Origin of the sequence: Streptomyces araujoniae (assembly GCF_050871195.1) — a bacterium.
Lineage (GTDB): Bacteria > Actinomycetota > Actinomycetes > Streptomycetales > Streptomycetaceae > Streptomyces > Streptomyces bacillaris.
This window is the reverse complement of record NZ_CP194070.1, coordinates 2,418,533-2,440,023: the sequence shown is the minus strand read 5'-3', so window position 1 is coordinate 2,440,023 and position 21,491 is coordinate 2,418,533. Positions and strand designations below refer to the sequence as shown.

At 70.4% G+C, this 21,491-nt stretch carries 16 protein-coding genes and 1 CRISPR repeat array; of the genes, 7 read left to right on the top strand and 9 right to left on the bottom strand.

Features of this window, described 5'->3' with window-relative positions:
* Positions 1 to 443 precede the first annotated feature (443 nt).
* Entirely contained in the window at positions 444 to 2,099 is a 1,656-nt protein-coding gene (locus ACQ9ZG_RS10395; protein ID WP_109916703.1) for a glycoside hydrolase family 76 protein, read from the top strand.
* A gap of 221 nt (positions 2,100 to 2,320) precedes the next feature.
* A complete protein-coding gene (locus tag ACQ9ZG_RS10390; protein WP_109916981.1) occupies positions 2,321 to 3,112 on the top strand; it encodes an NPP1 family protein in 792 nt (263 codons plus the stop codon).
* Positions 3,113 to 3,692: 580 nt separating this feature from the next.
* On the opposite strand, the gene ACQ9ZG_RS10385 is transcribed toward ACQ9ZG_RS10390, so the two are convergent.
* Together ACQ9ZG_RS10385 and ACQ9ZG_RS10380 are read right to left on the bottom strand one after the other, a co-directional pair.
* Entirely contained in the window at positions 3,693 to 3,830 is a 138-nt protein-coding gene (locus ACQ9ZG_RS10385) for a hypothetical protein (RefSeq protein ID WP_165273064.1), read from the bottom strand.
* A gap of 22 nt (positions 3,831 to 3,852) precedes the next feature.
* Positions 3,853 to 4,086 (bottom strand): hypothetical protein, encoded by a 234-nt coding sequence (locus ACQ9ZG_RS10380; protein WP_258312351.1) that lies wholly within the window; start codon positions 4,084 to 4,086, stop codon positions 3,853 to 3,855.
* 1,434 nt (positions 4,087 to 5,520) lie between these two features.
* On the opposite strand from ACQ9ZG_RS10380, the gene ACQ9ZG_RS10375 reads away from it, so the two are divergent.
* Complete coding sequence (locus tag ACQ9ZG_RS10375) at positions 5,521 to 6,198, top strand: PASTA domain-containing protein (protein ID WP_109916980.1); 678 nt, start codon at positions 5,521 to 5,523, stop codon at positions 6,196 to 6,198.
* A 25-nt stretch (positions 6,199 to 6,223) separates the two neighbouring features.
* Positions 6,224 to 7,228: direct repeats of the CRISPR family, unit length 29 nt; unit sequence CGGAACACCCCCGCTCACGCGGGGACCAC.
* A gap of 203 nt (positions 7,229 to 7,431) precedes the next feature.
* Here the strand turns inward: ACQ9ZG_RS10375 and ACQ9ZG_RS10370 are convergent.
* The 3 genes from ACQ9ZG_RS10370 to ACQ9ZG_RS10360 form a co-directional block, all read right to left on the bottom strand.
* Complete coding sequence (locus tag ACQ9ZG_RS10370; RefSeq protein ID WP_109916982.1) at positions 7,432 to 8,148, bottom strand: bleomycin resistance protein; 717 nt, start codon at positions 8,146 to 8,148, stop codon at positions 7,432 to 7,434.
* A 113-nt stretch (positions 8,149 to 8,261) separates the two neighbouring features.
* The gene (locus ACQ9ZG_RS10365) at positions 8,262 to 8,483 is read right to left on the bottom strand and encodes a DUF397 domain-containing protein (RefSeq protein WP_028418530.1); all 222 of its coding nucleotides are present in this window, start codon (positions 8,481 to 8,483) and stop codon (positions 8,262 to 8,264) included.
* Positions 8,458 to 9,294, bottom strand: coding sequence for a helix-turn-helix domain-containing protein (locus ACQ9ZG_RS10360; protein ID WP_109916979.1), 837 nt, complete (start codon positions 9,292 to 9,294; stop codon positions 8,458 to 8,460). The genes ACQ9ZG_RS10365 and ACQ9ZG_RS10360 overlap by 26 nt, the downstream gene beginning before the upstream one ends.
* Positions 9,295 to 9,519: 225 nt before the next feature.
* On the opposite strand from ACQ9ZG_RS10360, the gene ACQ9ZG_RS10355 reads away from it, so the two are divergent.
* Positions 9,520 to 9,867 (top strand): hypothetical protein, encoded by a 348-nt coding sequence (locus ACQ9ZG_RS10355; protein ID WP_109916978.1) that lies wholly within the window; start codon positions 9,520 to 9,522, stop codon positions 9,865 to 9,867.
* On the opposite strand, the gene ACQ9ZG_RS10350 is transcribed toward ACQ9ZG_RS10355, so the two are convergent.
* Complete coding sequence (locus ACQ9ZG_RS10350) at positions 9,840 to 10,346, bottom strand: DUF6584 family protein (protein ID WP_109916977.1); 507 nt, start codon at positions 10,344 to 10,346, stop codon at positions 9,840 to 9,842. The two genes, ACQ9ZG_RS10355 and ACQ9ZG_RS10350, sit on opposite strands and share 28 nt — an antisense overlap.
* Positions 10,347 to 10,473: 127 nt before the next feature.
* On the opposite strand from ACQ9ZG_RS10350, the gene recD2 reads away from it, so the two are divergent.
* Both recD2 and ACQ9ZG_RS10340 read left to right on the top strand, forming a co-directional pair.
* Positions 10,474 to 12,699: an SF1B family DNA helicase RecD2 gene (gene recD2 / locus ACQ9ZG_RS10345; protein ID WP_109916976.1), complete on the top strand. Its 2,226-nt coding sequence runs from the start codon at positions 10,474 to 10,476 to the stop codon at positions 12,697 to 12,699.
* A 214-nt stretch (positions 12,700 to 12,913) separates the two neighbouring features.
* Positions 12,914 to 14,203, top strand: coding sequence for a citrate synthase (locus ACQ9ZG_RS10340; RefSeq protein WP_018488933.1), 1,290 nt, complete (start codon positions 12,914 to 12,916; stop codon positions 14,201 to 14,203).
* Positions 14,204 to 15,008: 805 nt separating this feature from the next.
* Here the strand turns inward: ACQ9ZG_RS10340 and ACQ9ZG_RS10335 are convergent.
* The 3 genes from ACQ9ZG_RS10335 to ACQ9ZG_RS10325 form a co-directional block, all read right to left on the bottom strand.
* Positions 15,009 to 17,513: a heavy metal translocating P-type ATPase gene (locus ACQ9ZG_RS10335; protein WP_499280336.1), complete on the bottom strand. Its 2,505-nt coding sequence runs from the start codon at positions 17,511 to 17,513 to the stop codon at positions 15,009 to 15,011.
* A 163-nt stretch (positions 17,514 to 17,676) separates the two neighbouring features.
* Complete coding sequence (locus ACQ9ZG_RS10330; protein WP_028415143.1) at positions 17,677 to 18,000, bottom strand: heavy-metal-associated domain-containing protein; 324 nt, start codon at positions 17,998 to 18,000, stop codon at positions 17,677 to 17,679.
* Positions 18,001 to 18,135: 135 nt separating this feature from the next.
* The gene (locus ACQ9ZG_RS10325) at positions 18,136 to 18,873 is read right to left on the bottom strand and encodes a TetR/AcrR family transcriptional regulator (protein WP_109916776.1); all 738 of its coding nucleotides are present in this window, start codon (positions 18,871 to 18,873) and stop codon (positions 18,136 to 18,138) included.
* A 157-nt stretch (positions 18,874 to 19,030) separates the two neighbouring features.
* On the opposite strand from ACQ9ZG_RS10325, the gene ACQ9ZG_RS10320 reads away from it, so the two are divergent.
* Entirely contained in the window at positions 19,031 to 21,475 is a 2,445-nt protein-coding gene (locus ACQ9ZG_RS10320; RefSeq protein WP_499280334.1) for an MMPL family transporter, read from the top strand.
* Positions 21,476 to 21,491: the final 16 nt, after the last annotated feature.

Below are 21,491 nucleotides of genomic sequence, written 5' to 3'. Positions count from 1 at the left end.
GCCGGCGGCTCCCGGGGCGGTGGACGCGGGCCGGTCGGTGTCCCGTTGCACGGGCTGGGCGGCCGTCGCGGTCTGCCCCAGGGCGAGCAGGGCGGCCAGTCCCAGCGTTACGGCTCCGGCGAGCCGGCGGGAAGGGGGCATGGAGGTCCTCCTGGCGGGTGCGCGGCGACGCGGATGCGAGCGCCTGAGCGCGGGTGCGAGAGCCTGACTGAGAGCGCTCTCAACGTTCGCGGGTGGCGTGCGGACCTGTCAAGGGCCCGGCGGTCGGGTGGGAGGCTGTGGGCCCGCAGGCCTATCAGGGCCCAAATCCCCTCCGTATGAACCGTGTTGACCTGCGGTGACGGCAGTGGGACCCGGGCTGTGCCCTTGACGGCGGGGAGGCGGGGCGGTTCGCTGACGCCCAGCCACCCCCCACTTCCCGCGATTCGCCGGAGGACAGCCCGATGCCCCCGACACTCCGCCCCGTCTCCTTCGGTCCCGCCCGGTCGGCGCTCTGCGCGGCCGTCGCCCTGATGCTCGGTGTGCTGCCGGCCGCGACGGCCCGGGCCGCCGGACCTGCCGCGCCTCCGCCTTCCGCCGCTCTTTCGACGGTGGCCGCACCTCCGGCCTACGCCGTAGCCCCGTCCTCCGCCGCGCCTCAGGTCTCCCTCCCGCCCGACCGGAGCGAGCGGTCCGGGCAGGCCGAGCCGGGCGGCGAACCGTCACGGCCGGCCGTCGTCGCGGACGGGGCCGCCGTCTCGGCCGCACTCTGCAACAAGCACTGCGACGCCCGCGACCCCGCGACCGCGACCTCCGACCGCGTCCCGGTCACCGCCTCCCTCTACGGCCGCTCCATCGCCCTCCATCTGTCCGACAACGATGTCATGGGGTGGGCCTCCATCGACAACGGTCAGGCGGGTGACCAGACCTGGCTGGACCGCTCCTTCGACGGCGGCCGCACCTGGGCCTCGGGCAGCAGGCTCGGGACCACGGCGATCCCCGCGGGCCGGACCGGCTGGCGCTCCCAGATGTACAACGTGGACGACTGGAACAGCGGCGGCATCGGGGCCCTGCGCGCCTGCGGAAAGGCCGGTGACCGGGCGGAGATCGCCTGCACCGGCTGGGCGCGTGTCGACTGGAACGCCGGGAGCCGGAGCAAGGCCGCGGCGACGGCCCTGATGATGAACTACGACCGCGCTTCCGGGAAGTTCGCCGGCTGGTGGACCTCGGCCACCGCGCTCACCTCGCTGATCGACAACATCCGGATCAGCCACATGCCGAGCTACCGCTACGCCGTCGCCAACACCTACGACAAGCTGCGCTCGGCCGAGGGCGGCGACTTCACCAACTCCTATCTGGACGACACCGGATGGTGGGGCCTCGCCTGGGTCGCCGCGTACGACCTGACCGGCGACCGCCGCTACCTGGACACCGCGCGCAAGGACGCCGACCACATGGCGGCCTACTGGACGGACAAGTGCGGCGGCGGGGTGCAGTGGGCCACGGACAAGGCCTACAAGAACGCCATCACCAACGAGCTGTACATCCAGCTCAACGCCGCGCTCCACAACCGCCTCCCCGGTGACACCACCTATCTGCGGCGGGCGACGACCGGCTGGGACTGGTTCAGGAACAGCGGGATGATCAACTCCGGCAACACCGTCAACGACGGCCTGCGGGACGACTGCACCAACAACGGCGACACCACCTGGACGTACAACCAGGGGGTCATCCTGGCGGCCCTCGCCGAACTGAACCGGGCCACCGGCGACGCCTCGCTCCTCACCCGGGCCCGCACCCTGGCCGACGCCTCCACCACCTCCGCCTACCTCAACCCCGGCGGCACCCTCCACGAGCCGTACGAGCCGGACGGCACGGGATGCACCTCCGACGGCGACTCCTTCAAGGGCGCGTACGTCAGGGGGCTGGGCCTGCTCAACAAGGCGCTCCCGGACCGCCCGTACAGCGCCTACCTGGACCGGCAGGCCGACACCGCGTACGCGAAGAACCGCAACAGCCTGGACCAGTACGGCCCCCACTGGGCGGGCCCGCGCACGGTCACTGGCAACGGCTGCCAGCACAGCGCCCTGGACCTCATGAACGCGGCGGAGGACAGCTGACCTCTCCCGCGCCACCCTCGCGCCCCGACATCCGTTCCGGCTCTGACGGCCCCACCTCGGCCCGACCTCCGTCCTACCTCCGGCTGCCCCCCGGCCCGACAGCCGCCCCGCCTCTGACGGCCCCACCCCGCCCCGACCGCCGTCCTGCCTCCGACCGACCCACCCCGGCCCGCGCGGGGGCGGCCCCCGACAGCTCTCCACCACAGCCCCGAAGGAGTCCCATGCCCCGGTCCGCACACCGGCCGGCCCGCCGAGGGCGCGTGCTGCGCCGAGGCCTCACCGTCACCCTGACGGCCGCGGCCCTCGTCCTCACCACCGCCACCATGGCCCACGCCGCCCCGCCGCCGCCCCTGCCCGGCAACGCCGACGACCTGGAACGGAGGTTCCAGCCGGCCCTCGACTACGACAAGGACGGCTGCTACGCCACCTCCGCGATCGGCCCGGACGGCACGATCGCGCCCGGACTGAAGCTCGGCGGCGCCCTGAACGGCGACTGCCGCGACCTCTCGGACCTGGAGAACAGCAACGCCTACTCCCGGGCGAAGTGCGACAACGGCTGGTGCGCCATCCTCTACACCTACTACTTCGAGAAGGACCAGGTGGCGCCGGGCGGCCTGTTCGGCGGCCACCGCCACGACTGGGAGCACGTCGTGGTCTGGGTCCACGACGACAAGGCCCAGTACGTGGCGACATCGGCCCACGGCAACTTCACGGTCCACAAGGCCGCGGACGTCCCCTTCGACGGCACGCACCCCAAGGTCGTCTACCACAAGGACGGCGCGAGCACCCACTGCTTCCGCAAGGCCACCGCCAAGGACGAGCCCCCGGAGAACCACTACGGCACCTGGCACTACGCACCACTGGTCGGCTGGAACGGCTACCCGGACGGCCTGCGCGACAAGCTCCTCGCCGCCGACTTCGGCAAGGCGACGATCGGCATCAGGGACGACCGTTTCACCGGCCACCTGACCAAGGCCCTCCCCAAGGGGGTGCCGTTCAACCCCGCGAGCTGAACGGGGCGGGGCGTGCTCCCTCCCCCGTACGGCCTCCGCCCCGGGGGCCCGGACGAAGGAGCACGCCCCCGCCCCGGGGACAAGAGAACGATCGCGAAGGAACTGCTCCCACCCTCCGGGACCCACCGCACCGGACCACGCCCCGGCCTGCCCGCCGGGGACCCACACTCTGTCCCCGGGCTGGATCGGAACACCCCCGCTCGTGCGGGGAGCACCCGGAGGGAGCGGTGGCAGAGGAGGTGTGGTTCGGAACACCCCCGCTCACGCGGGGAGCACGGGGAGTACGGGGCCGTCATCCGCTCCCTCTCCAACGCGAGAGCAGATGAGTACCCCGGACCCGGGAGCGCATCGGCGGAAGGCGCGGCGACGACGGCCGACCAGAGCCGTCCTTCACGAGGACCGCGGCCTCACGCAGATACAGCGCGGCGAGCCGACCGGGATGGACCGCAAGACCGTCCACCGTATCGAGTACGGCACCAGCGCCCCGAGCCTGACCACGCCGCTCCGCCTGGCGGCGGCGCGCGGCCTACCGCTCGCCGAGCTCGTTGCCTGGGCCGGCAGCCGTCGCGGAGCCGGGCGGTTACGCCTCAGGCTTGGTGGGAATCAGGAACCCCCGTACTGGGCGGGGCTCGTCCGGGTCACGCGAGTCCGGCTCCTGCCCCGCCTCCCACGCGGCCACCAGGTCCGCATACCGCGGGTCGGTCCATTCCTTCGCCATGAGGCACCTCCTCCCTGGAAGGCTACGGCCACTCCGGCTTCGGCATGGGCCGGATCGTGCACTCCGGGGCGTGCTGGCACCGTGCGGCCACCGCCACGAGGGTCTCGTCGGACGGCTCGCCCCACAGCTTCGCGTCCGGCACGTACCCCAGGCTGGTGATGGCCTGCCGGGTGCGGTCCAAGATGGCCTGGTCGTAGTGCGTCGGGTCGTACCCGGGAAAGTGCGCGGCAACGTCAGCCGGCAGGCTCGAACTCAACGGTCTCCTGGCCGCAGCTCTCAGCCAGTACGGCCAAGGTTCCGCCGTCGCCTGATCGACCGACAGCCCCCCGCGGAGTTTCGCCGACGCGCCGTCCGAGGTGTACCACTCACCCCGGTCACCTTGCGGGCCCCTTCGGCGGTCGGCTCCACACGGGACCCGGCGATCGGGACATCCGTCCTGGTGTTGGAGTCTGTGTCGGCCTCCACCAGTGCTTGAACGCACTGCGCTCGTAGCTTTCGAGGGGCTCGGCGGCCTGTGCGGTGGTGGCGACGAGCAGAGGCAGGATGGCGACAGAGGCGGCGTCGAAGCGGCGCATAGCCGGAACATCCCTGCTCGCGGGGAGCGCGGAGGTAGAACGGCGTTGGCCAGGCTCCAGGCCGGAGCACCCCCGCTCGTGCGGGGAGCACCCGGAGGGAGCGGTGGCAGAGGAGGTGCGGTTCGGAACACCCCCGCTCACGCGGGGAGCACCATGTCCTGCGGGTTCAGACCGGCGATCACTCCGGACCACCCCCGCTCGGCGGGGAGCACATCTTTCTGACCTGGTGTCCTATAGGGGCTATGCCGATTCTCGACTCATGGTTGCGGCCGTCACGCTGACATGGTGACAGAGCTGAAATCGTCAGCGGCGGCAAACATCTTGCTGTGCGAGCAGTGCTTCGCGTCGGCGTAAGCAAGGTCCTGCGCAGGCAAGCGCCTACGTCTCCCACGCGCTCTCTCCCGCCCGCTGGAAACTTGGCGCAAAGTCGCGTCAAGTTGTACGGGGCCCCCATCTGTACGGGTGAAGGAGCGGCTCACAGGGGGCGGGCGCCGCGATATGCGGCCATACGATGGGCGCCCCGCCGCCCCTGGAGCCAATGTGTCGGATCACGCCCCGGACCATCCGCCGAAGACCCCGCCTCCGCCGAAGCGCCCGATCTCCCCGCCGCGCCCGGAGACAGGACGGGGCGGTACGGCGAACCCCCGGATGTTGGTTCCCCGCAGGCGATCGGTCAACTGGCTACTGGAATCCTCTTCCTGGGCGCCCAAGTTGGCCTCGGATCACGTAGTTCTCCAGCTGCATGAGTGGGGCCACCGTGAAAGAGATCGGCGTGCGACGGATTTAACGAAACTGCTCGTGCGCATGGCTGCTGCGGACGGCGGCCGTCAGGTTTCCGTGCAACTCGCGGACCAAGGGCAACAGGCGCTCATCGTTGCCTTGTCCCACCGGCCGGTGCGCCCGGTTGTGGATGGCGGGGCGCTCCTGGAACTTGCCGGGTTGGGCGCGGCCTCGTGTGGGATGGATACGGCCGAGGACGGTCGCCGGGTGTGGGCGGTGCTCGACTTGTAGGGGCCTGCTCGTCGTTGGCGTTTCAGGAAGGGATCCTCAGCCCGCCGTCATGGGTCACAACTCCGTCACCGCCGGAACATTCCGGCTTCCTGAGGTGTGCTCGGGTGACTACGGTCGGCTTTCACGAACCTCCCAAGGGGGACGAGTTGAAGAGCCGCACACTCACCGCCGTGCTCGCCTGTATCGCCGCCGTAGCCCTTGTCGGTTGCGACCCTGCGGGCACCGACGCGAAGCCCGAGTCCTCCGCCGCCACGCCTGTCGGTGAAACTCCTACGTCGGCGCCGGCCAAGGAGAAGGAGCCGGTCGAGTCGAAGGCGGTTCCCGACTTCGTCGGCATGGGACTCCAGTCCGCACAGGACGCTGCGCAGAAGGAAGGGTTCTACGCGCTGAGGTCCCACGACAGTGCCGGTCGTGGCCGTATGCAGGCCTTCGACCGGAACTGGAAAGTCTGCTCGCAGAACATGGCGGCGGGCAAGGTCATCCCCACGGACACGGTGCTGGACTTCGGCACCGCGAAGTTGGAGGAGAAGTGCCCAGCCGGTGACGGGAAAGACCCTGAGGTGGTCGGTGGAAAGATGCCGGACTTCGTCGGGAAGTCCGTGAAGGTCGCCCGTATGGCACTCGACTCCAGTACGTCGATCACCGTCAAGGACGCGACCCAGGACCGGAAGGTACTCATGGAGAGCAACTGGCGGGTGTGCACCCAGTCGCCTTCCCCCGGGACCGCTCTGAACGGGCAGCCGGTCGAGTTCAGTGCGGTCAAGTTCGAAGAGAACTGCTGACGTTCACCCGTACCGCTGTTGATTCCGGAACGCCCCCGCTCGCGCGGGGACCGCCGACGCTCGATCGATCTGGTCCGCTATCGACTCGGAACACCCCCGCTCACGCGGGGACCACACCAGTCCGGCGGTGATCAGGCCTCCGGCCCACGGAACACCCCCGCTCACGCGGGGACCACACGTCCGTGCGCAGGGCGAGCACGAGCCGGTCCGGAACACCCCCGCTCACGCGGGGACCACCGCCGACCGGCTCCCCGTCTGCCCCGTATCCGCGGAACACCCCCGCTCACGCGGGGACCACGGGAGCTTTCGCCTCTGGAGCGGCGATGCTCATGGAACACCCCCGCTCACGCGGGGACCACCCCCGAGCAGATCGGCGGCCTCCGCCTGGTGGAGGAACACCCCCGCTCACGCGGGGACCACTGCTGGGCTGGTATGCCGATGCGCTGTGGGAGCGGAACACCCCCGCTCACGCGGGGACCACCCACCCTTCGAGGAGTCGAGCGGTTCCGACTGCGGAACACCCCCGCTCACGCGGGGACCACGGTGGCGTAGAGGGCGCCGGTGCCGACGTCGGCGGAACACCCCCGCTTACGCGGGGACCACCGCGGACGGGCGGCGGCCAGATACGGCTGGGGCGGAACACCCCCGCTCACGCGGGGACCACGACAGGAACGCTTCCGCGGCGTGGGTGCCCGGCGGAACACCCCCGCTCACGCGGGGACCACTTCAGGGTCAGCGCCCCGGCGCGCAGGCGGGCCGGAACACCCCCGCTCACGCGGGGACCACGTGGTCCAGCGCAAAGAGCGCGTCCGCCACGCCGGAACACCCCCGCTCACGCGGGGACCACTACAGGGAACTGCGGTGGGCCGTCGCCGACCGCGGAACACCCCCGCTCACGCGGGGACCACAAGCACGGTGGGGCGCCGCTGCACACGATCCTCGGAACACCCCCGCTCACGCGGGGACCACAGATCCGGCAGCACCCCCCTGTCGCGCCGGTACGGAACACCCCCGCTCACGCGGGGACCACACTTCCTGACCTGCTGGTTTATGGGGGTTTTGCCAGTCCTTGACCCTTGGGCTGCGTGCTCACCTCTACATGATCACAGAGAGGGCGGCTGGGCGCAGTTGGTTCGAGAGCCGTCCACATGGCGGGTGATTCGGCGGAGAGACGTGAGGGGGCGTCCCCGCCGAGCCTGGAGGGGTAGCCTTCAGCGTCCACCGGCTGCTCCGTCACCCCCGCAGCTCCTCCAGCCGAGCCAGCGCATCACGGGCCAAGGCCTCCTCCTCGGCGGCGAGTTGAACCGATCCCGCCGTCTCCAGCCACCCCCGTGCCCCCTCCGCGTCTCCCATCCGTTGCGCGAGGTCCCCGCGCAACACCAGCAGCTGCAACCGCTGCGCCGGCGTGGGCTGTTCGTCCTTCAGCTTCAGTACCCGGTCGATGATCCTGGCGGCCCCCGGGAAGTCCTGCTTCGAGTCCGCGAAGAGGTCCGCCATGTGCAAGGCGCGGGCGAAGACGTCTTTCGGTGCCGCGTCGGCCAAGTCCTCCGGGCTGTCGTCGTCGATCGTCTGGCCGACCCGGATCGTGTTGCCCGTCGGGTCGGTCGTCAGGAACTGCCGTACTCCGTAGGACATGTCCTTCAGCGGGCCGATACGCGGCAGCCCGCGTGCGGGAATGCGTCCGTACGTCGCCTTCAGGTCGGACCTGAACGCGGCGTACAGGCCGTCCACGTCCTCCGTGAGCACGTAGCAGCTCGCGTGCGACGTGCTGGGGTCGTAGTCCTTGAGGCCGTACAGCTGGATTTCGACGGCCCCGCGCTCGACCACCGCGTACGCGTACGGGCTCTTCTGCAAGTGCGTCATCTCGAAGCCCAGGGCTGCGTAGAAGTCGACCACGGACTGGAGCAGTTCCGTGCGGCAGGGCAGCAGGGGGATGGTCTTCTCGGTCATGGCCTTGAAGGTAGTCAAATTTGATTACGTGGGCAATGGGGTATGACAACGGCCCCGTCAGGTCGATGACCGTGACGGGGCCGCTGGGCAGTCGTCGTACGTAAGGCGGAAGGTCAGGCGGAGAGTTCGCCGCGCTTGACGGCCGTGACGAACGCGGACCAGTCCTGGGGCGAGAAGGTCAGCGTGGGGCCGGTGGGCGTCTTGCTGTCGCGTACGGGGACGGAGGCGTGGCCGTCCGCGACCTCCAGGCACTCGCCGTTGGCCCCGCCGCTGTAACTGGACTTACGCCATCCGGTCGGGGTCGCGACGTCAGTAGTGGGCTCGGTGATGTGCATGTTCGTGCTCCTCCGCGATGCTTCTGACGAGCGCCACCGACTTTTGCCGCGAGGCCGCGTCACTCAGGGCGAGAGTGTAGGAGGTGCGGCAGGCGTCAACCAGCGCCGGATCGTCCAGCAGCCGCCCGTTGTGAAGCCCCTCGATGTACGCCAGCGGGGCGGCGTCCGCGAAGGACAGCAGGTAGAGCATGCCCTCCAGGAGAGCGTGTGCTCCGCAGGCGAGGGGCAGTACATGTAGGCGTAGGCGGCCCGAATCGGCCATGTCTGCCACCTTGTTCAGCTGTTCTGCCATCACCCGTGGTCCACCGATGGAGCGCCGGAGCGCACCCTCGTCCAGCAGAGTCCATGTTTCCGGCGCTGACGTCTTCTCCAGCAGGAGTCCTCGTTTGGCGCGGCTGACAACCAACTCGTCAACCTCCTCGGCGCAGTAGTTCGGGCGATAGGCCTGGAACACGGCACGTGAGTACTCCTTCGTCTGGAGCAGGCCAGGGATGAGCGACCCTCCGTACTGACGGATCTCCGTGGCCTCCTGCTCCAACTCCGCCACCACACCGAAGTAGTGGGCGAACGCCGGATCCAGGTCCTCCAGCCACCGCTCGAAGAACCCGTCCGTCCCCAGCGCCTGGTCGATCCGCCGCGCGTCGTCCGGGCTCGGCAGCCGTCGCCCCGCCTCGTAGTGGCTGATGAGCGTCGGGGAGCAGACCACTTCTCTCGCCAGTGCCTCCTGCGTCAACCCGGCCGCCATGCGGCGCAGCTTCAGCTCCTCGCCGTACTTCTCCCGTGCCGTACGCGGCCTTCCGTCCGCCTTCATGCGCGCCCAACTCCTCGATCTGACCAGCGTGCTGTCATGCCCGACCCCCTGGCAGCGTAGCGACCTCCGACCCCACTCTGTGATGGGTTCGCTACGGAAAGAAGCGATCTCATTCACCCTTGCAGCCAGAGAGAAGGCCCCCATGAACCACCCCGTCGCCTCGCCCCCCGCCCCATTGCCGCCCTCCCCGATTCCGTGCTCCACCCCCGGAAGCGAGGTCCGCGCATGAGGGTCATGGGTGGGCAGAGCGGCGCCGGCGCCCCCGCGCGGTTGCTGCCGTGGACGGGGGCGGGCGGGAGGCCCTGCTACCTCGTCGGGAGCGGTACGGGGTACGTGGCGCGCAGGGCCGACGAGGTGGAGGAGATCCAGCTCGACATGGCGTACGAGCTGCTCGGGCACGCCGAAGGGCTCCTGTCCGGGACCGATGCCACCGCGCCGCAACTCCACTTCCTCGCCAGTCGGCTGAGCGAGTCCCTGGAGCAGGTCCAGCGGATCGCGGAGAGCCGGGGGACCCGGTTGGAGGCCGCGCTCGCGGGAGCGCGGCCTCAGGTGAACAGCGACACCAGGCCGTAGGCCCAGATACCCAGGAACACGATCGCGAGGAGCAGGCACCCGCCGGCCGTCAGGAGGTCCGACAGCCGGCTGCTCTCCCCGATGTCCCCCTTCACCTTCGCCAGGCCTTCCCATGTCACCGGGTGCCCGAGGGTGTCCGATGCGGCCTCCCGTACGGCGGCCAGTTGGCGGGCGGCGAACGGTGTCGGAGCCGCAGACTCCGGGCCGCGCCAGGCGACCGCGCGCATCCGGCGCACGGCGTTCGCGTACCGCTCCTCGAAGGCCGCCGTCTCCTCCGGGGAGCGGTCCTCCTCCAGGTACATCCACCGGCCCGCCTCCGCCGGGTCCCCGTACAGGCGGTAGACCTCGGCCAGGCGGCGGCGGGGCGCCGGTTCGCGCGGGTAGGAGGAGACCAGCCCGCGCAGGCGCTGCCTCGCCACCGGTACGCGTCCGGAGGCGAGGTCCGCGTCCACGCGGGCCAGGGTGTCGTTCAGGGCCATGCGCTCATCATGGGGGCGGGGGAGGGGCGTGTACGAGTGAGTTGTCGACCAGGTCGGCCGTTCCCCGTCCCACCCCCTGGGCGGGGCCGTGAACCGCGTTGTCAGTGGCGGGCGGTAGCGTCGGCTCATGTCCAACACGGCCGTCATCGAAGGGGTCCTGGAGAGGATCACGTACGCCAACGAGGAGAACGGGTACACGGTCGCCCGCGTCGACACCGGGCGCGGTGCCGGGGATCTGCTCACGGTGGTCGGGGCGCTGCTCGGGGCGCAGGTCGGTGAGTCGCTGCGGATGGAGGGCCGCTGGGGCTCGCACTCCCAGTACGGCAAGCAGTTTGTTGTGGACAACTACACCACCGTCCTGCCCGCCACCATCCAGGGCATCCGCCGCTATCTCGGCTCCGGGCTGATCAAGGGCATCGGGCCGGTCATGGCCGACCGGATCACCACCCATTTCGGTGTCGACACCCTGGACATCATCGAGAGCGCGCCGAAGCGGCTCGTCGAGGTCCCCGGCCTCGGCCCCAAGCGCACGAAGATGATCGCGGCGGCCTGGGAGGAGCAGAAGGCCATCAAGGAGGTCATGGTCTTCCTCCAGGGCGTCGGCGTCTCCACCTCCATCGCCGTGCGCATCTACAAGAAGTACGAGGACGCCTCGATCTCCGTCGTGCGGAACCAGCCCTACCGGCTGGCCGCCGACGTCTGGGGCATCGGGTTCCTCACCGCCGACCGGATCGCGCAGGCGGTCGGCATCCCGCACGACAGTCCCGAGCGGGTCAAGGCCGGTCTGCAGTACGCCCTCTCCCAGTCCTCCGACCAGGGGCACTGCTTCCTCCCCGAGGAGCGGCTCATCGCGGACGGCGTGAAGCTCCTCCAGGTCGACACCGGGATGGTCATCGAGTGCCTGGCCGAGCTGGCCGCCGATCCGGAGGGCGTCGTACGGGAGAAGGTGCCGTCGCCCGAGGGGGGCGAGCCGGTCACCGCTGTCTATCTCGTCCCCTTCCACCGGGCCGAGCTGTCCCTCGCCGGGCAGGTCAGGCGGCTGCTGAACACCGCCGAGGACCGGATGCCCGCCTTCCAGGACGTGGACTGGGAGAAGGCGCTGGCCTGGCTCGCCACGCGCACGGGGGCCTCCCTGGCCCCCGAGCAGGAGGAGGCCGTACGGCTCGCGCTCAGCCGGAAGGTGGCCGTCCTGACCGGTGGCCCCGGCTGCGGGAAGTCCTTCACCGTCCGGTCCATCGTCGAGCTGGCCCGTGCGAAGAAGGCCAAGGTGGTGCTCGCCGCCCCCACCGGGCGCGCGGCCAAACGCCTCTCCGAGCTGACCGGGGCCGAGGCGTCCACCGTGCACCGGCTGCTGGAGCTGAAGCCGGGCGGGGACGCGGCGTACGACCGGGACCGGCCGCTCGACGCCGATCTCGTCGTCGTCGACGAGGCCTCCATGCTCGATCTGCTCCTCGCCAACAAGCTCGTGAAGGCCGTGGCACCCGGTGCCCACCTCCTCCTCGTGGGCGATGTCGACCAGCTGCCCTCGGTCGGGGCGGGGGAGGTGCTGAGCGATCTCCTCGCGAAGGGCGGCCCGGTGCCCGCCGTGCGGCTGACCCGCATCTTCCGGCAGGCCCAGCAGTCGGGGGTCGTGACCAACGCCCACCGCATCAACGCCGGGCAGCCGCCCCTCACCCAGGGGCTGAACGACTTCTTCCTCTTCGTGGAGGACGAGACGGCGGACGCGGGCAAGCTGGCGGTGGACGTGGCGGCCCGCCGTATTCCGGCCAAGTTCGGCCTCGATCCCCGCCGAGACGTGCAGGTCCTCGCCCCGATGCACCGGGGGCCGGCGGGCGCAGGCGAGCTGAACGGGCTGCTCCAGCAGTCCATCACCCCCGGCCGCCCCGACGTCCCCGAGAAGCGGTTCGGCGGCCGGGTCTTCCGGGTCGGCGACAAGGTCACCCAGATCCGCAACAACTACGACAAGGGCGAGAACGGCGTCTTCAACGGCACGGTCGGCGTCGTCACCGCCCTCGACCTGGACGAACAGCGGCTCACCGTCCGCACCGACGAGGACGAGGAGATCGGCTACGACTTCGACGAGCTGGACGAGCTGGCCCACGCCTACGCCATGACGATCCACCGCTCCCAGGGCAGCGAGTACCCGGCCGTCGTCATCCCCGTCACCAACAGTGCCTGGATGATGCTCCAGCGCAACCTGCTCTACACCGCCGTGACCAGGGCCAAGAAGCTCGTCGTGCTGGTCGGGTCCCGTAAGGCGATCGGCCAGGCCGTCCGCACGGTTTCCGCAGGCAGACGTTGTACGGCACTGGATTTCCGGCTCCGCGGCGGCTCGGGAGGAGACTTCGCGTGACCCCTGCACAAAAATGATCGATCAAATCGGTGGCAAACATCACGGAGGTCTTCCGGAACCGCAGTCAAGGGGGCAGGATGAGTAAGTTGGCGGCACTCAGTGCCGTCAGTAGGTCCAATGGACGACCCCGAGTGCACTCTCCTGAGCCGAATGGGGGAGGGTGGAGACAGTCAGGGCACCTCGAAGAAGAGGCACTACGTCGGTGAGGGATGACGTGAGCGACAACTCTGTAGTACTGCGGTACGGCGATGACGAGTACACCTACCCGGTGATCGACAGCACCGTCGGCGACAAGGGCTTCGACATCGGGAAGCTCCGGGCCAATACGGGCCTGGTCACGCTGGACAGCGGATACGGCAACACCGCCGCCTATAAATCCGCCATCACGTACCTCGACGGTGAGCAGGGCATTCTGCGCTACCGCGGATACCCGATCGAGCAGCTCGCCGAGCGCTCGTCGTTCCTCGAGGTCGCGTACACGCTGATCAACGGCGACCTTCCCAAGGTCGACGAGCTGGCGGACTTCAAGAACGAGATCACCCAGCACACGCTGCTGCACGAGGACGTCAAGCGGTTCTTCGACGGCTTCCCGCGCGACGCCCACCCGATGGCCATGCTGTCCTCGGTCGTCAGCGCGCTGTCCACGTTCTACCAGGACAGCCACAACCCGTTCGACGAGAAGCAGCGCCACCTCTCCACGATCCGGCTGCTGGCGAAGCTGCCGACGATCGCGGCGTACGCGTACAAGAAGTCGATCGGCCACCCCTTCGTCTACCCGCGCAACGACCTCGGGTACGTCGAGAACTTCCTGCGCATGACCTTCTCGGTCCCCGCCCAGGAGTACGAGCTGGACCCGGTCGTCGTCTCGGCGCTGGACAAGCTGCTCATCCTGCACGCGGACCACGAGCAGAACTGTTCGACCTCCACCGTGCGTCTGGTCGGCTCCTCGCAGGCGAACATGTTCGCCTCGATCTCCGCCGGCATCTCGGCCCTCTGGGGCCCGCTGCACGGTGGCGCCAACCAGTCGGTGCTGGAGATGCTCGAAGGCATCCAGGCCAACGGCGGCGATGTCGACTCCTTCATCCGCAAGGTGAAGAACAAGGAGGACGGCGTCCGCCTGATGGGCTTCGGCCACCGGGTGTACAAGTCGTTCGACCCGCGCGCCAAGATCATCAAGGCCGCCGCCCATGACGTGCTGTCCGCGCTCGGCAAGTCCGACGAGCTGCTCGACATCGCGCTCAAGCTGGAGGAGCACGCGCTCTCCGACGAGTACTTCGTCTCGCGCAACCTCTACCCCAACGTGGACTTCTACACCGGTCTGATCTACCGGGCCATGGGCTTCCCGACCGAGATGTTCACCGTGCTCTTCGCGCTCGGCCGCCTCCCGGGCTGGATCGCCCAGTGGCACGAGATGATCAAGGAGCCGGGTTCGCGCATCGGCCGCCCGCGCCAGATCTACACGGGTGAGGTCCTCCGCGACTTCGTCCCGGTCGAGGGTCGCTGAGCCGGGTCCCGTACCCGTTACGCGTACGACCCGTGCGCGTACGACCTGCACCACCGCACACCCGCACCACCGCATCACCGCACTGCCGGGTTTCCGCACGACCCTGTCGTGCTTGGCCTTTTCGGCCGACTGCCTTCGCCCCGCGTACCGCGCTTCGCACAGAGCGCGGTGTCCGGGGCGATTCGGCGTTCCGGGGGTGGTGCGGGGGCGCCCGTGTGTCCGGGGGTGGTGCGGGGTGCCCGTGTGTCCGGGGGTGGGCAAGCCGTCCGGGGTGGGTGGTGGTGGGATTCCTTGGCCTTGCGGCTGGCTTACGGGCGGGCACCCTGTAGGCCTCCAGGAGGGCGCAGGCGGCCCTGTGGCGCTGCGGCGGACCTGGGCGGCTACCCGGGCGGGGGCCGGTCGGGCTGTGCACGCGCGGGGGCGGTGAGGCGGTCCTGAACGCGCCTGTGAAGTGGCGCGGCCCTGAACGCGAGAAACGCCCCGCCGCCGATCCCCCCACGGGTCGACGGTCAGGGCGCTTCCCATATCCCGGAGCGGATTCCCCCCACGGGATCCGGCCGGGCGTCTGTGCAGGGAGCCGAAGCTCCCGTTGTTGTGCTGCGGTCTGCCGGGGTACGTACGCACGGGAGGGCCGCTCAAAGCTCCCCGGTGCACGTGCCCCGGCTCAACGCTTGCCACGGGAGCGTCCCCCAAGACACTCCCACTCGGACGTCCCCCAAGACATCCTTGGCATCGCACTCTAAGACTCATGAACCCACCGGATGGTTACCCTGAAGCCGGTGTGATCTAAATCTCTTTGTGGAAGTTACGTGAAGGCACGCAACCGGAGGCTGTTCGTGACGACGAACACGGACGAAAACGCCATGGCGGCTCCCGCGATCATAGGGTTGAGCAGGCCACTTGCAGCCAGGGGCAGAGCCGCGACGTTGTACCCGAAGGCCCAGAAGAGGTTGCCCCTGATGGTGGAAAGAGTACGCCTGGAAAGGCGGATTGCGTCAGCAGTCACCTTGAGATCTCCACGAATCAGTGTGAGATCGCTCGCTTCGATCGCCGCATCCGTCCCGGTACCCATCGCCAGCCCCAGATCTGCCGTGGCCAGAGCCGCCGCGTCGTTGACCCCGTCGCCGGCCATGGCGACGCTCCGGCCCTCCGCCTGAAGGCCCTGGACCACGGCCATCTTCTCCTCGGGGAGCACCTCGGCGTGGACCTCCTCGATGCCCACCTCACGGGCCACGGCCTCGGCCACCGCCCGGTTGTCGCCGGTCAGGAGGACGGGCCGCAGCCCCATGGCCCGTAGCTCGGCCACGGCCGCCGCGCTGCCTTCCTTGACGGCGTCGGCCACCGCGAGCACGCCCCGTGCCGCCCCGTCCCAGCCGACGGCCACCGCCGTACGTCCGCGCTCCTCGGCCTCGGTGAGGGCGGCGGCCAGCTCCGGGGGGAGGGGGATACCGGCGTCGGTGAGGAGGCGGGGGCGTCCGACGAGGACGGTGTGGCCGTCGACGGTGCCCTGGACGCCGAGTCCGGGGATGTTGGTGAAGTTCTCCGGGGTGGGGAGGGCCGTCCCGCCCAGGCGTTCGACGGCTCCTGCTGCCACTGCCTGGGCGATGGGGTGTTCGGAGGAGTACTCGATGGCTCCGGCCAGGCGCAGGATGTCGTTCTCGTCGGTGCCCTGGGCGGTGTGGATGGCGAGGAGGGTCATCTTGCCGGTGGTGATCGTGCCGGTCTTGTCGAGGACGATGGTGTCGACTTGGCGGGTGGTTTCGAGGACTTCGGGGCCCTTGATGAGGATGCCGAGCTGGGCGCCGCGTCCGGTGCCGACCATGAGGGCGGTGGGGGTCGCCAGGCCCAGTGCGCAGGGGCAGGCGATGATGAGGACGGCGACGGCTGCGGTGAAGGCGGCGGTGGGTCCGGCGCCGCTGCCGAGCCAGAAGCCGAGGGTTGCCAGGGCGAGGGCGATGACGATGGGGACGAAGACGGCGGAGATGCGGTCGGCGAGGCGTTGGGCTGCGGCTTTGCCGTTCTGTGCGTCTTCGACCAGGCGGGCCATGCGGGCGAGTTGGGTGTCGGAGCCGATGCGGGTGGCTTCGATGAGGAGGCGGCCGCCGGCGTTGATGGTGGCGCCGGTGACGGTGTCTCCGGCGGCGACCTCGACGGGCACGGATTCGCCGGTGAGCATGGAGGCGTCGACGGCGGAGGTGCCTTCGACGACGGTGCCGTCGGTGGCGATCTTCTCCCCGGGCCGGACCACGAACCGGTCCCCGACGGTGAGCCGGTCGGCCGGAACGCGTACCTCCGTACCGTCGTCCCTGAGGACGGCGACGTCCTTGGCGCCCAGGTGCAGCAGCGCCCGCAGCGCGGCACCCGCCTTCCGCTTCGCCCGCGCCTCCAGATAGCGGCCCAGCAGGATGAAGGTGATCACCCCGGCCGCGACCTCCAGATAGATCGTGGAGCTCGCGTCGGCGCGCGAGACGGTGAGGTCGAAGCCGTGGCGCATGCCCGGCATCCCCGCGTCCCCCAGGAACAGGGCCCACAGCGACCACCCGAAGGCGGCGAGGGTGCCCATCGAGACGAGCGTGTCCATGGTGGCCGCGCCGTGCCGCAGGTTGGTCCAGGTGGCGCGGTGGAAGGGCAGGCCGCCCCAGACGACGACGGGCGCGGCGAGGGTCAGGGAGAGCCACTGCCAGGAGTCGAACTGGAGGGCCGGGACCATCGCGAGCAGGATGACGGGGACGCTGAGGACGGCGGAGACGATGAACCGCTGCCGGAGCGCGGCGAGGGCTGCCGCCTGCTCCGCTTCCGCGGTTTCCGCCGCGGCGGCCTGCTCCGCTTCCGCTTCCCTTGCCGGTACGTCGGCCGATGCGGGCTCCTGCGCCCGATCCATGGACTGTTCCTCCGCCTCCGCCCGTTCCTCCGCCTCCGCTTTCGCTCGCTCCGGCGTCCGCTCCTTCTGCGGGGCCTGCGGGGCCTGCGGGTCCGGTTCTGGCCGCGGTCCCGGTTCCGTTTCCTGCTGCTCCGGCTGCTCCTGCTGCTCCGGCTGCGGAGGCGCGGCCGGGCGCTTCGGGGGTGCGGTCGGGCGGGCCGTGTAGCCGGTCTTCTCGACCGTCGCGACGAGATCCGACAGTTCCAGCCCCTCGGCGAAGGTGACGCGGGCCTTCTCGGTCGCGTAGTTCACCGTGGCGGTGACGCCGTCCATCCGGTTGAGCTTCTTCTCGACGCGGGCCGCGCACGAGGCGCAGGTCATCCCGCCGATCATGAGTTCGGCCTCGGAGGCGTTCGCGGCCGGGGTCCCGGCTGCTGCTGTGCGGGCCATGTCCGAACTCCTGGGTGGTGCGGTGGCGCGGTGGTACGCGGGCGGGTCACCGGTCGCGGCGCTGGACCGCGACGGGTGGGGCCCGGTGACGCACATCGGGCCGTACCTCACCAGTATCTGCTGGTGGGGCCGGCCCGAGGCGGGAAGGTGGTGCGGGCGGCGCTCAGGCGGCCCGGCCGACCAGTTCGTAACCGGCCTCGTCGACGGCGGCCCGTACGGCGTCCTCGGTCAGCGGGGCCTTGGAGGAGACGGTGACGCGCCCGGTGGCGGCGACGGCCTCGACGGACGTCACGCCGCCGAGCGCGGAGATCTCCTCGGACACGGCCCCTTCGCAGTGGCCGCAGGTCATGCCCTTGACCTCGTAGACCGCGGTGACCGCCTCCGTCGGCTCGATCTGCACGTCGGCGGCGCCCCCGCCGTGGCAGGCGCCGGTGGGCGAGCAGCAGGAGCCGGTGGACTGGGTGGTGGGTTCGGTCTCGGCGGTCATGGTGTTCTCCTCTTCGGCGTACGAGTGTGGCGCGGGGGGGCCACAGGGGTGACCGGGGCGCCTCGCTCCCTCCATGCTATACCCCTAGGGGGTATTAGGGGGAGGCGGGCGCGCCGGTCGGGGCTCCGACAGGCCCTAGAGGATGCGGCCCTCCCGGGCGTGCGGGGCCGTGCGGGGTGAATCGTCGCCGATCAGGGGGTCCAGGTAGCGGTACATGGCCGTCTTCAGCTCCTGGATGTACGCGTCCCGCTCCTCGCCCTCGTGCGCCAGGATCAGGTCGAGCCCGGCCTTGAACATCATGAACGTCATGTCGGCGACCCGGTGGACCTGGGCCGCGGGGGTCGTCGGGAGGTAGCCGGCGAGGATCCCCTCGACCTGGCCCAGCATCGTGACGTGCAGGGTGTCGTGCTCCTCGGTGATCCGGCCGGGGATCTCCGAGCCGTGCATCAGGACGAAGAACGCCGGGTTCTCGCAGTTGAACGCGATCAGCGGGTCGAGCACGGCGTCGAGCATCCGGTCGAGCGGCAGCTCGATGTGGCTCGGGGTGAAGGCCGCTCCGTAGGTGTCGCGCCAGCGGGCGAGCAGCTGGTCGCCCAGCTCGACGGCGATGGCCTCCTTGTTGGGGAAGAACTGGTACAGCGTGCCCGGCGAGACGCCGGCCTCGCGGGCGATGGCGTTGGTGCTGGACGAGGTGTAGCCGCTGGTGCAGAAGACGCTGGCCGCCGCCTCCAGCAACTGGGCGATACGTGCTTCGCCACGGGCCTGGCGGCGGCGCGGACGGGCGGCCCCCGCGGTGCCGCCCGCCTCGTCGGCTCCGGGTTTTCCGGCTGCGCCGTCCCCTGCGGCGCCCTTCTTGGCTCTGGCCTCCGGCACGGCGAATCCCCAGCTTTCGTGATGCGTTTGACAAACGCGAGCACTCGCTCGCATTCTTGTGAAACGCGAGCGATCACTCGTGTTTGCCAGTGTAAGTGGCAACGACTGACCCATGCTGCCCTGTGCCGCCGGGTCTCGGTGAAGGGGACACCGCACCATGTCCGAAGTCAACGGTCCATCCGGGTCGGCCCGGCCGTCCGGTCCGCCTGGCCCGTCCGGCCCCTCCGGTTCATCCACCGCCTCCAGCTCGCCGAATGCTGCCGGCTCGCCCGGCACGTCCGGTTCGTCCCGTCGGTCCGGCCCGTCCGTTCCGGCCGGTGCGCGGCCCGTCGGGGGCTGGACCCGCCTCGTCACCGCCAGGCCCCGGCTCTCCCTGCTGGCCGCCCTGGTGATCACCGCCCTCGCCGTGTTCGCCGGGAGCGGGGTGGCCGACCGGATGGGCAGCGGCGGCTGGCAGGCCCCCGACGCCGAGTCGTCGTACGCGACCGAGGCGCTGGAGCGGGAGTTCCCCGACTCGCAGCCCAACCTGCTCCTGCTGGTGGACAGCGGCACCGCCTCCGTCGACGACCCGGCGGTGGCCGCGGAGGCCGCCAGGATCACCGAGCGGCTCGCCGGGGAGCCGGGCATATCGGGGGTCACCTCGTACTGGCGGACCAAGGCCCCCGCCCTGCGTGCCGAGGACGGCCGCGAAGCGCTCATCGCGGCCCGGATAGGCGGCGACGAGACGGAGGCGGGCGAGACGCTCGAACGGATCGCACCCGACTTCGCCGGGGAGAGCGGTCCGGTGACGGTCTCGGTCGGCGGGCCCGTCGCCGTCCAGCACGAGATGCAGACGATCATCCAGGAGGACCTGCTGCGGGCCGAGCTGATCGCCCTGCCGGTGACGCTCATCCTGCTGGTCATGGTCTTCGGCAGCGCGGTCGCCGCCCTGCTGCCGCTCCTCGTCGGCATCGTCGCCATCCTCGGCACCAACGCCGTGCTGCGCGGTCTGACCGAGTTCACCGACGTGTCGGTCTTCGCCATGAACCTCACCACGGCCCTCGGCCTCGGACTGGCCATCGACTACGCCCTGTTCATCGTCCGCCGCTTCCGCGAGGAGCTGGACGCCGGGGCCGACACCCGGGCGGCGATCGGCACCACACTGCGTACGGCCGGCCGCACGGTGCTCTTCTCGGCGTTGACCGTGGCCGTGTCCCTCTCCGCGATGCTCGTCTTCCCCCAGTACTTCCTGCGGTCCTTCGCCTACGCCGGGATCGCCGTGGTCCTGCTGGCGGCCGCCGCCGCACTCGTCCTGCTGCCCGCCGCGTTCATGCTGCTCGGCCACCGGGTCAACGCGCTCGACCTGCGCCGCCTGCTGCGCCGGGGGCGGAAGGGCGGGTCCGGCACGGCGGCCGCCGCCGAGGAGTCCGGCGCAGGGTGGGCGCGCTTCGCCCGGCTGGTGATGCGCCGGGCCCCCGTCTTCGCCGTCGTCACGACGGTGGGGCTGGTCCTCCTCGGACTGCCCTTCCTCGGCGTCAAGTTCGGTACGGCGGACGACCGCCAGCTCCCCGCCGGGGCCGAGTCCCGGGTGGTCCAGGAGTACATCAGGGACGGCTTCCCCGGCAGCCCGGGCGGCGGTCTGCACCTGCTGGCCGAGGGCGAGGGGACGCCCGCCGCGTACGCGGCCCTCAAGGAGCGGATCGAGAAGGTCCCGGGCGTGGAGCGTGTCGACGGTCCGGTCGCGGGGGACGCGGTCGCCTACTTCAGCGTGCTGCCGAAGGGCGAGGCGGTCGGGCAGGAGACCCAGCAGCTGGTACGGGACCTGCGCGCACTGCCCACCGGCTCCGGCTCCCTCGACACCTCGGTGACCGGCACGGCGGCCGTCCTCGTCGACTCCAAGGATGCCATCGCGGACCGGCTGCCCTGGGCGATCGGCATCATCGTCGTGGTGACGCTGCTGCTGGTCTTCCTGCTCACCGGCAGTGTGCTCATCCCGATCCAGGCGGTCGTGCTCAACGCCCTCAGCCTGACGGCGATGTTCGGCGCGGTGGTCTGGGTCTTCCAGGACGGGAACCTCTCCGGGATCCTCGCCTTCACCAGCACGGGGGACATCGAGACGACCCTGCCCGTCCTGATGTTCTGCGTGGCCTTCGGCCTCTCCATGGACTACGGGGTCTTCCTCCTCTCCCGCATCAAGGAGGAGTACGACCGCACCGGCGACCACGAGCGCTCGGTCACCTTCGGGCTCTCCCGCACCGGTGGGCTGATCACCGCGGCCGCCGTGATCCTGGCGGTCGTGATGGTCGCCATCGGTACCTCCCGGGTCACCAACACCAAGATGCTGGGGCTCGGGATCGCCCTGGCCGTCCTGATGGACGCCATGGTGGTCCGCAGCCTGCTGGTTCCGGCCGTGATGAAGCTGACGGGCCACGCCACCTGGTGGGCGCCCAGGCCCCTGCGCGCCTTCCACCAGCGGTTCGGCCTCAGCGAAGGGGAGTCGGCACCCGACACCTCCGGAGCGAGGGGCGGTTCCGGCGGCCCGGTGACGCCCGCTGCCGATGACGGGACAGGCGACATACCCGGGGCGGCCCGGGAGGGGGAGAAGGTCACCACGGGGGCGTAGCCGCCCGACGACCGCT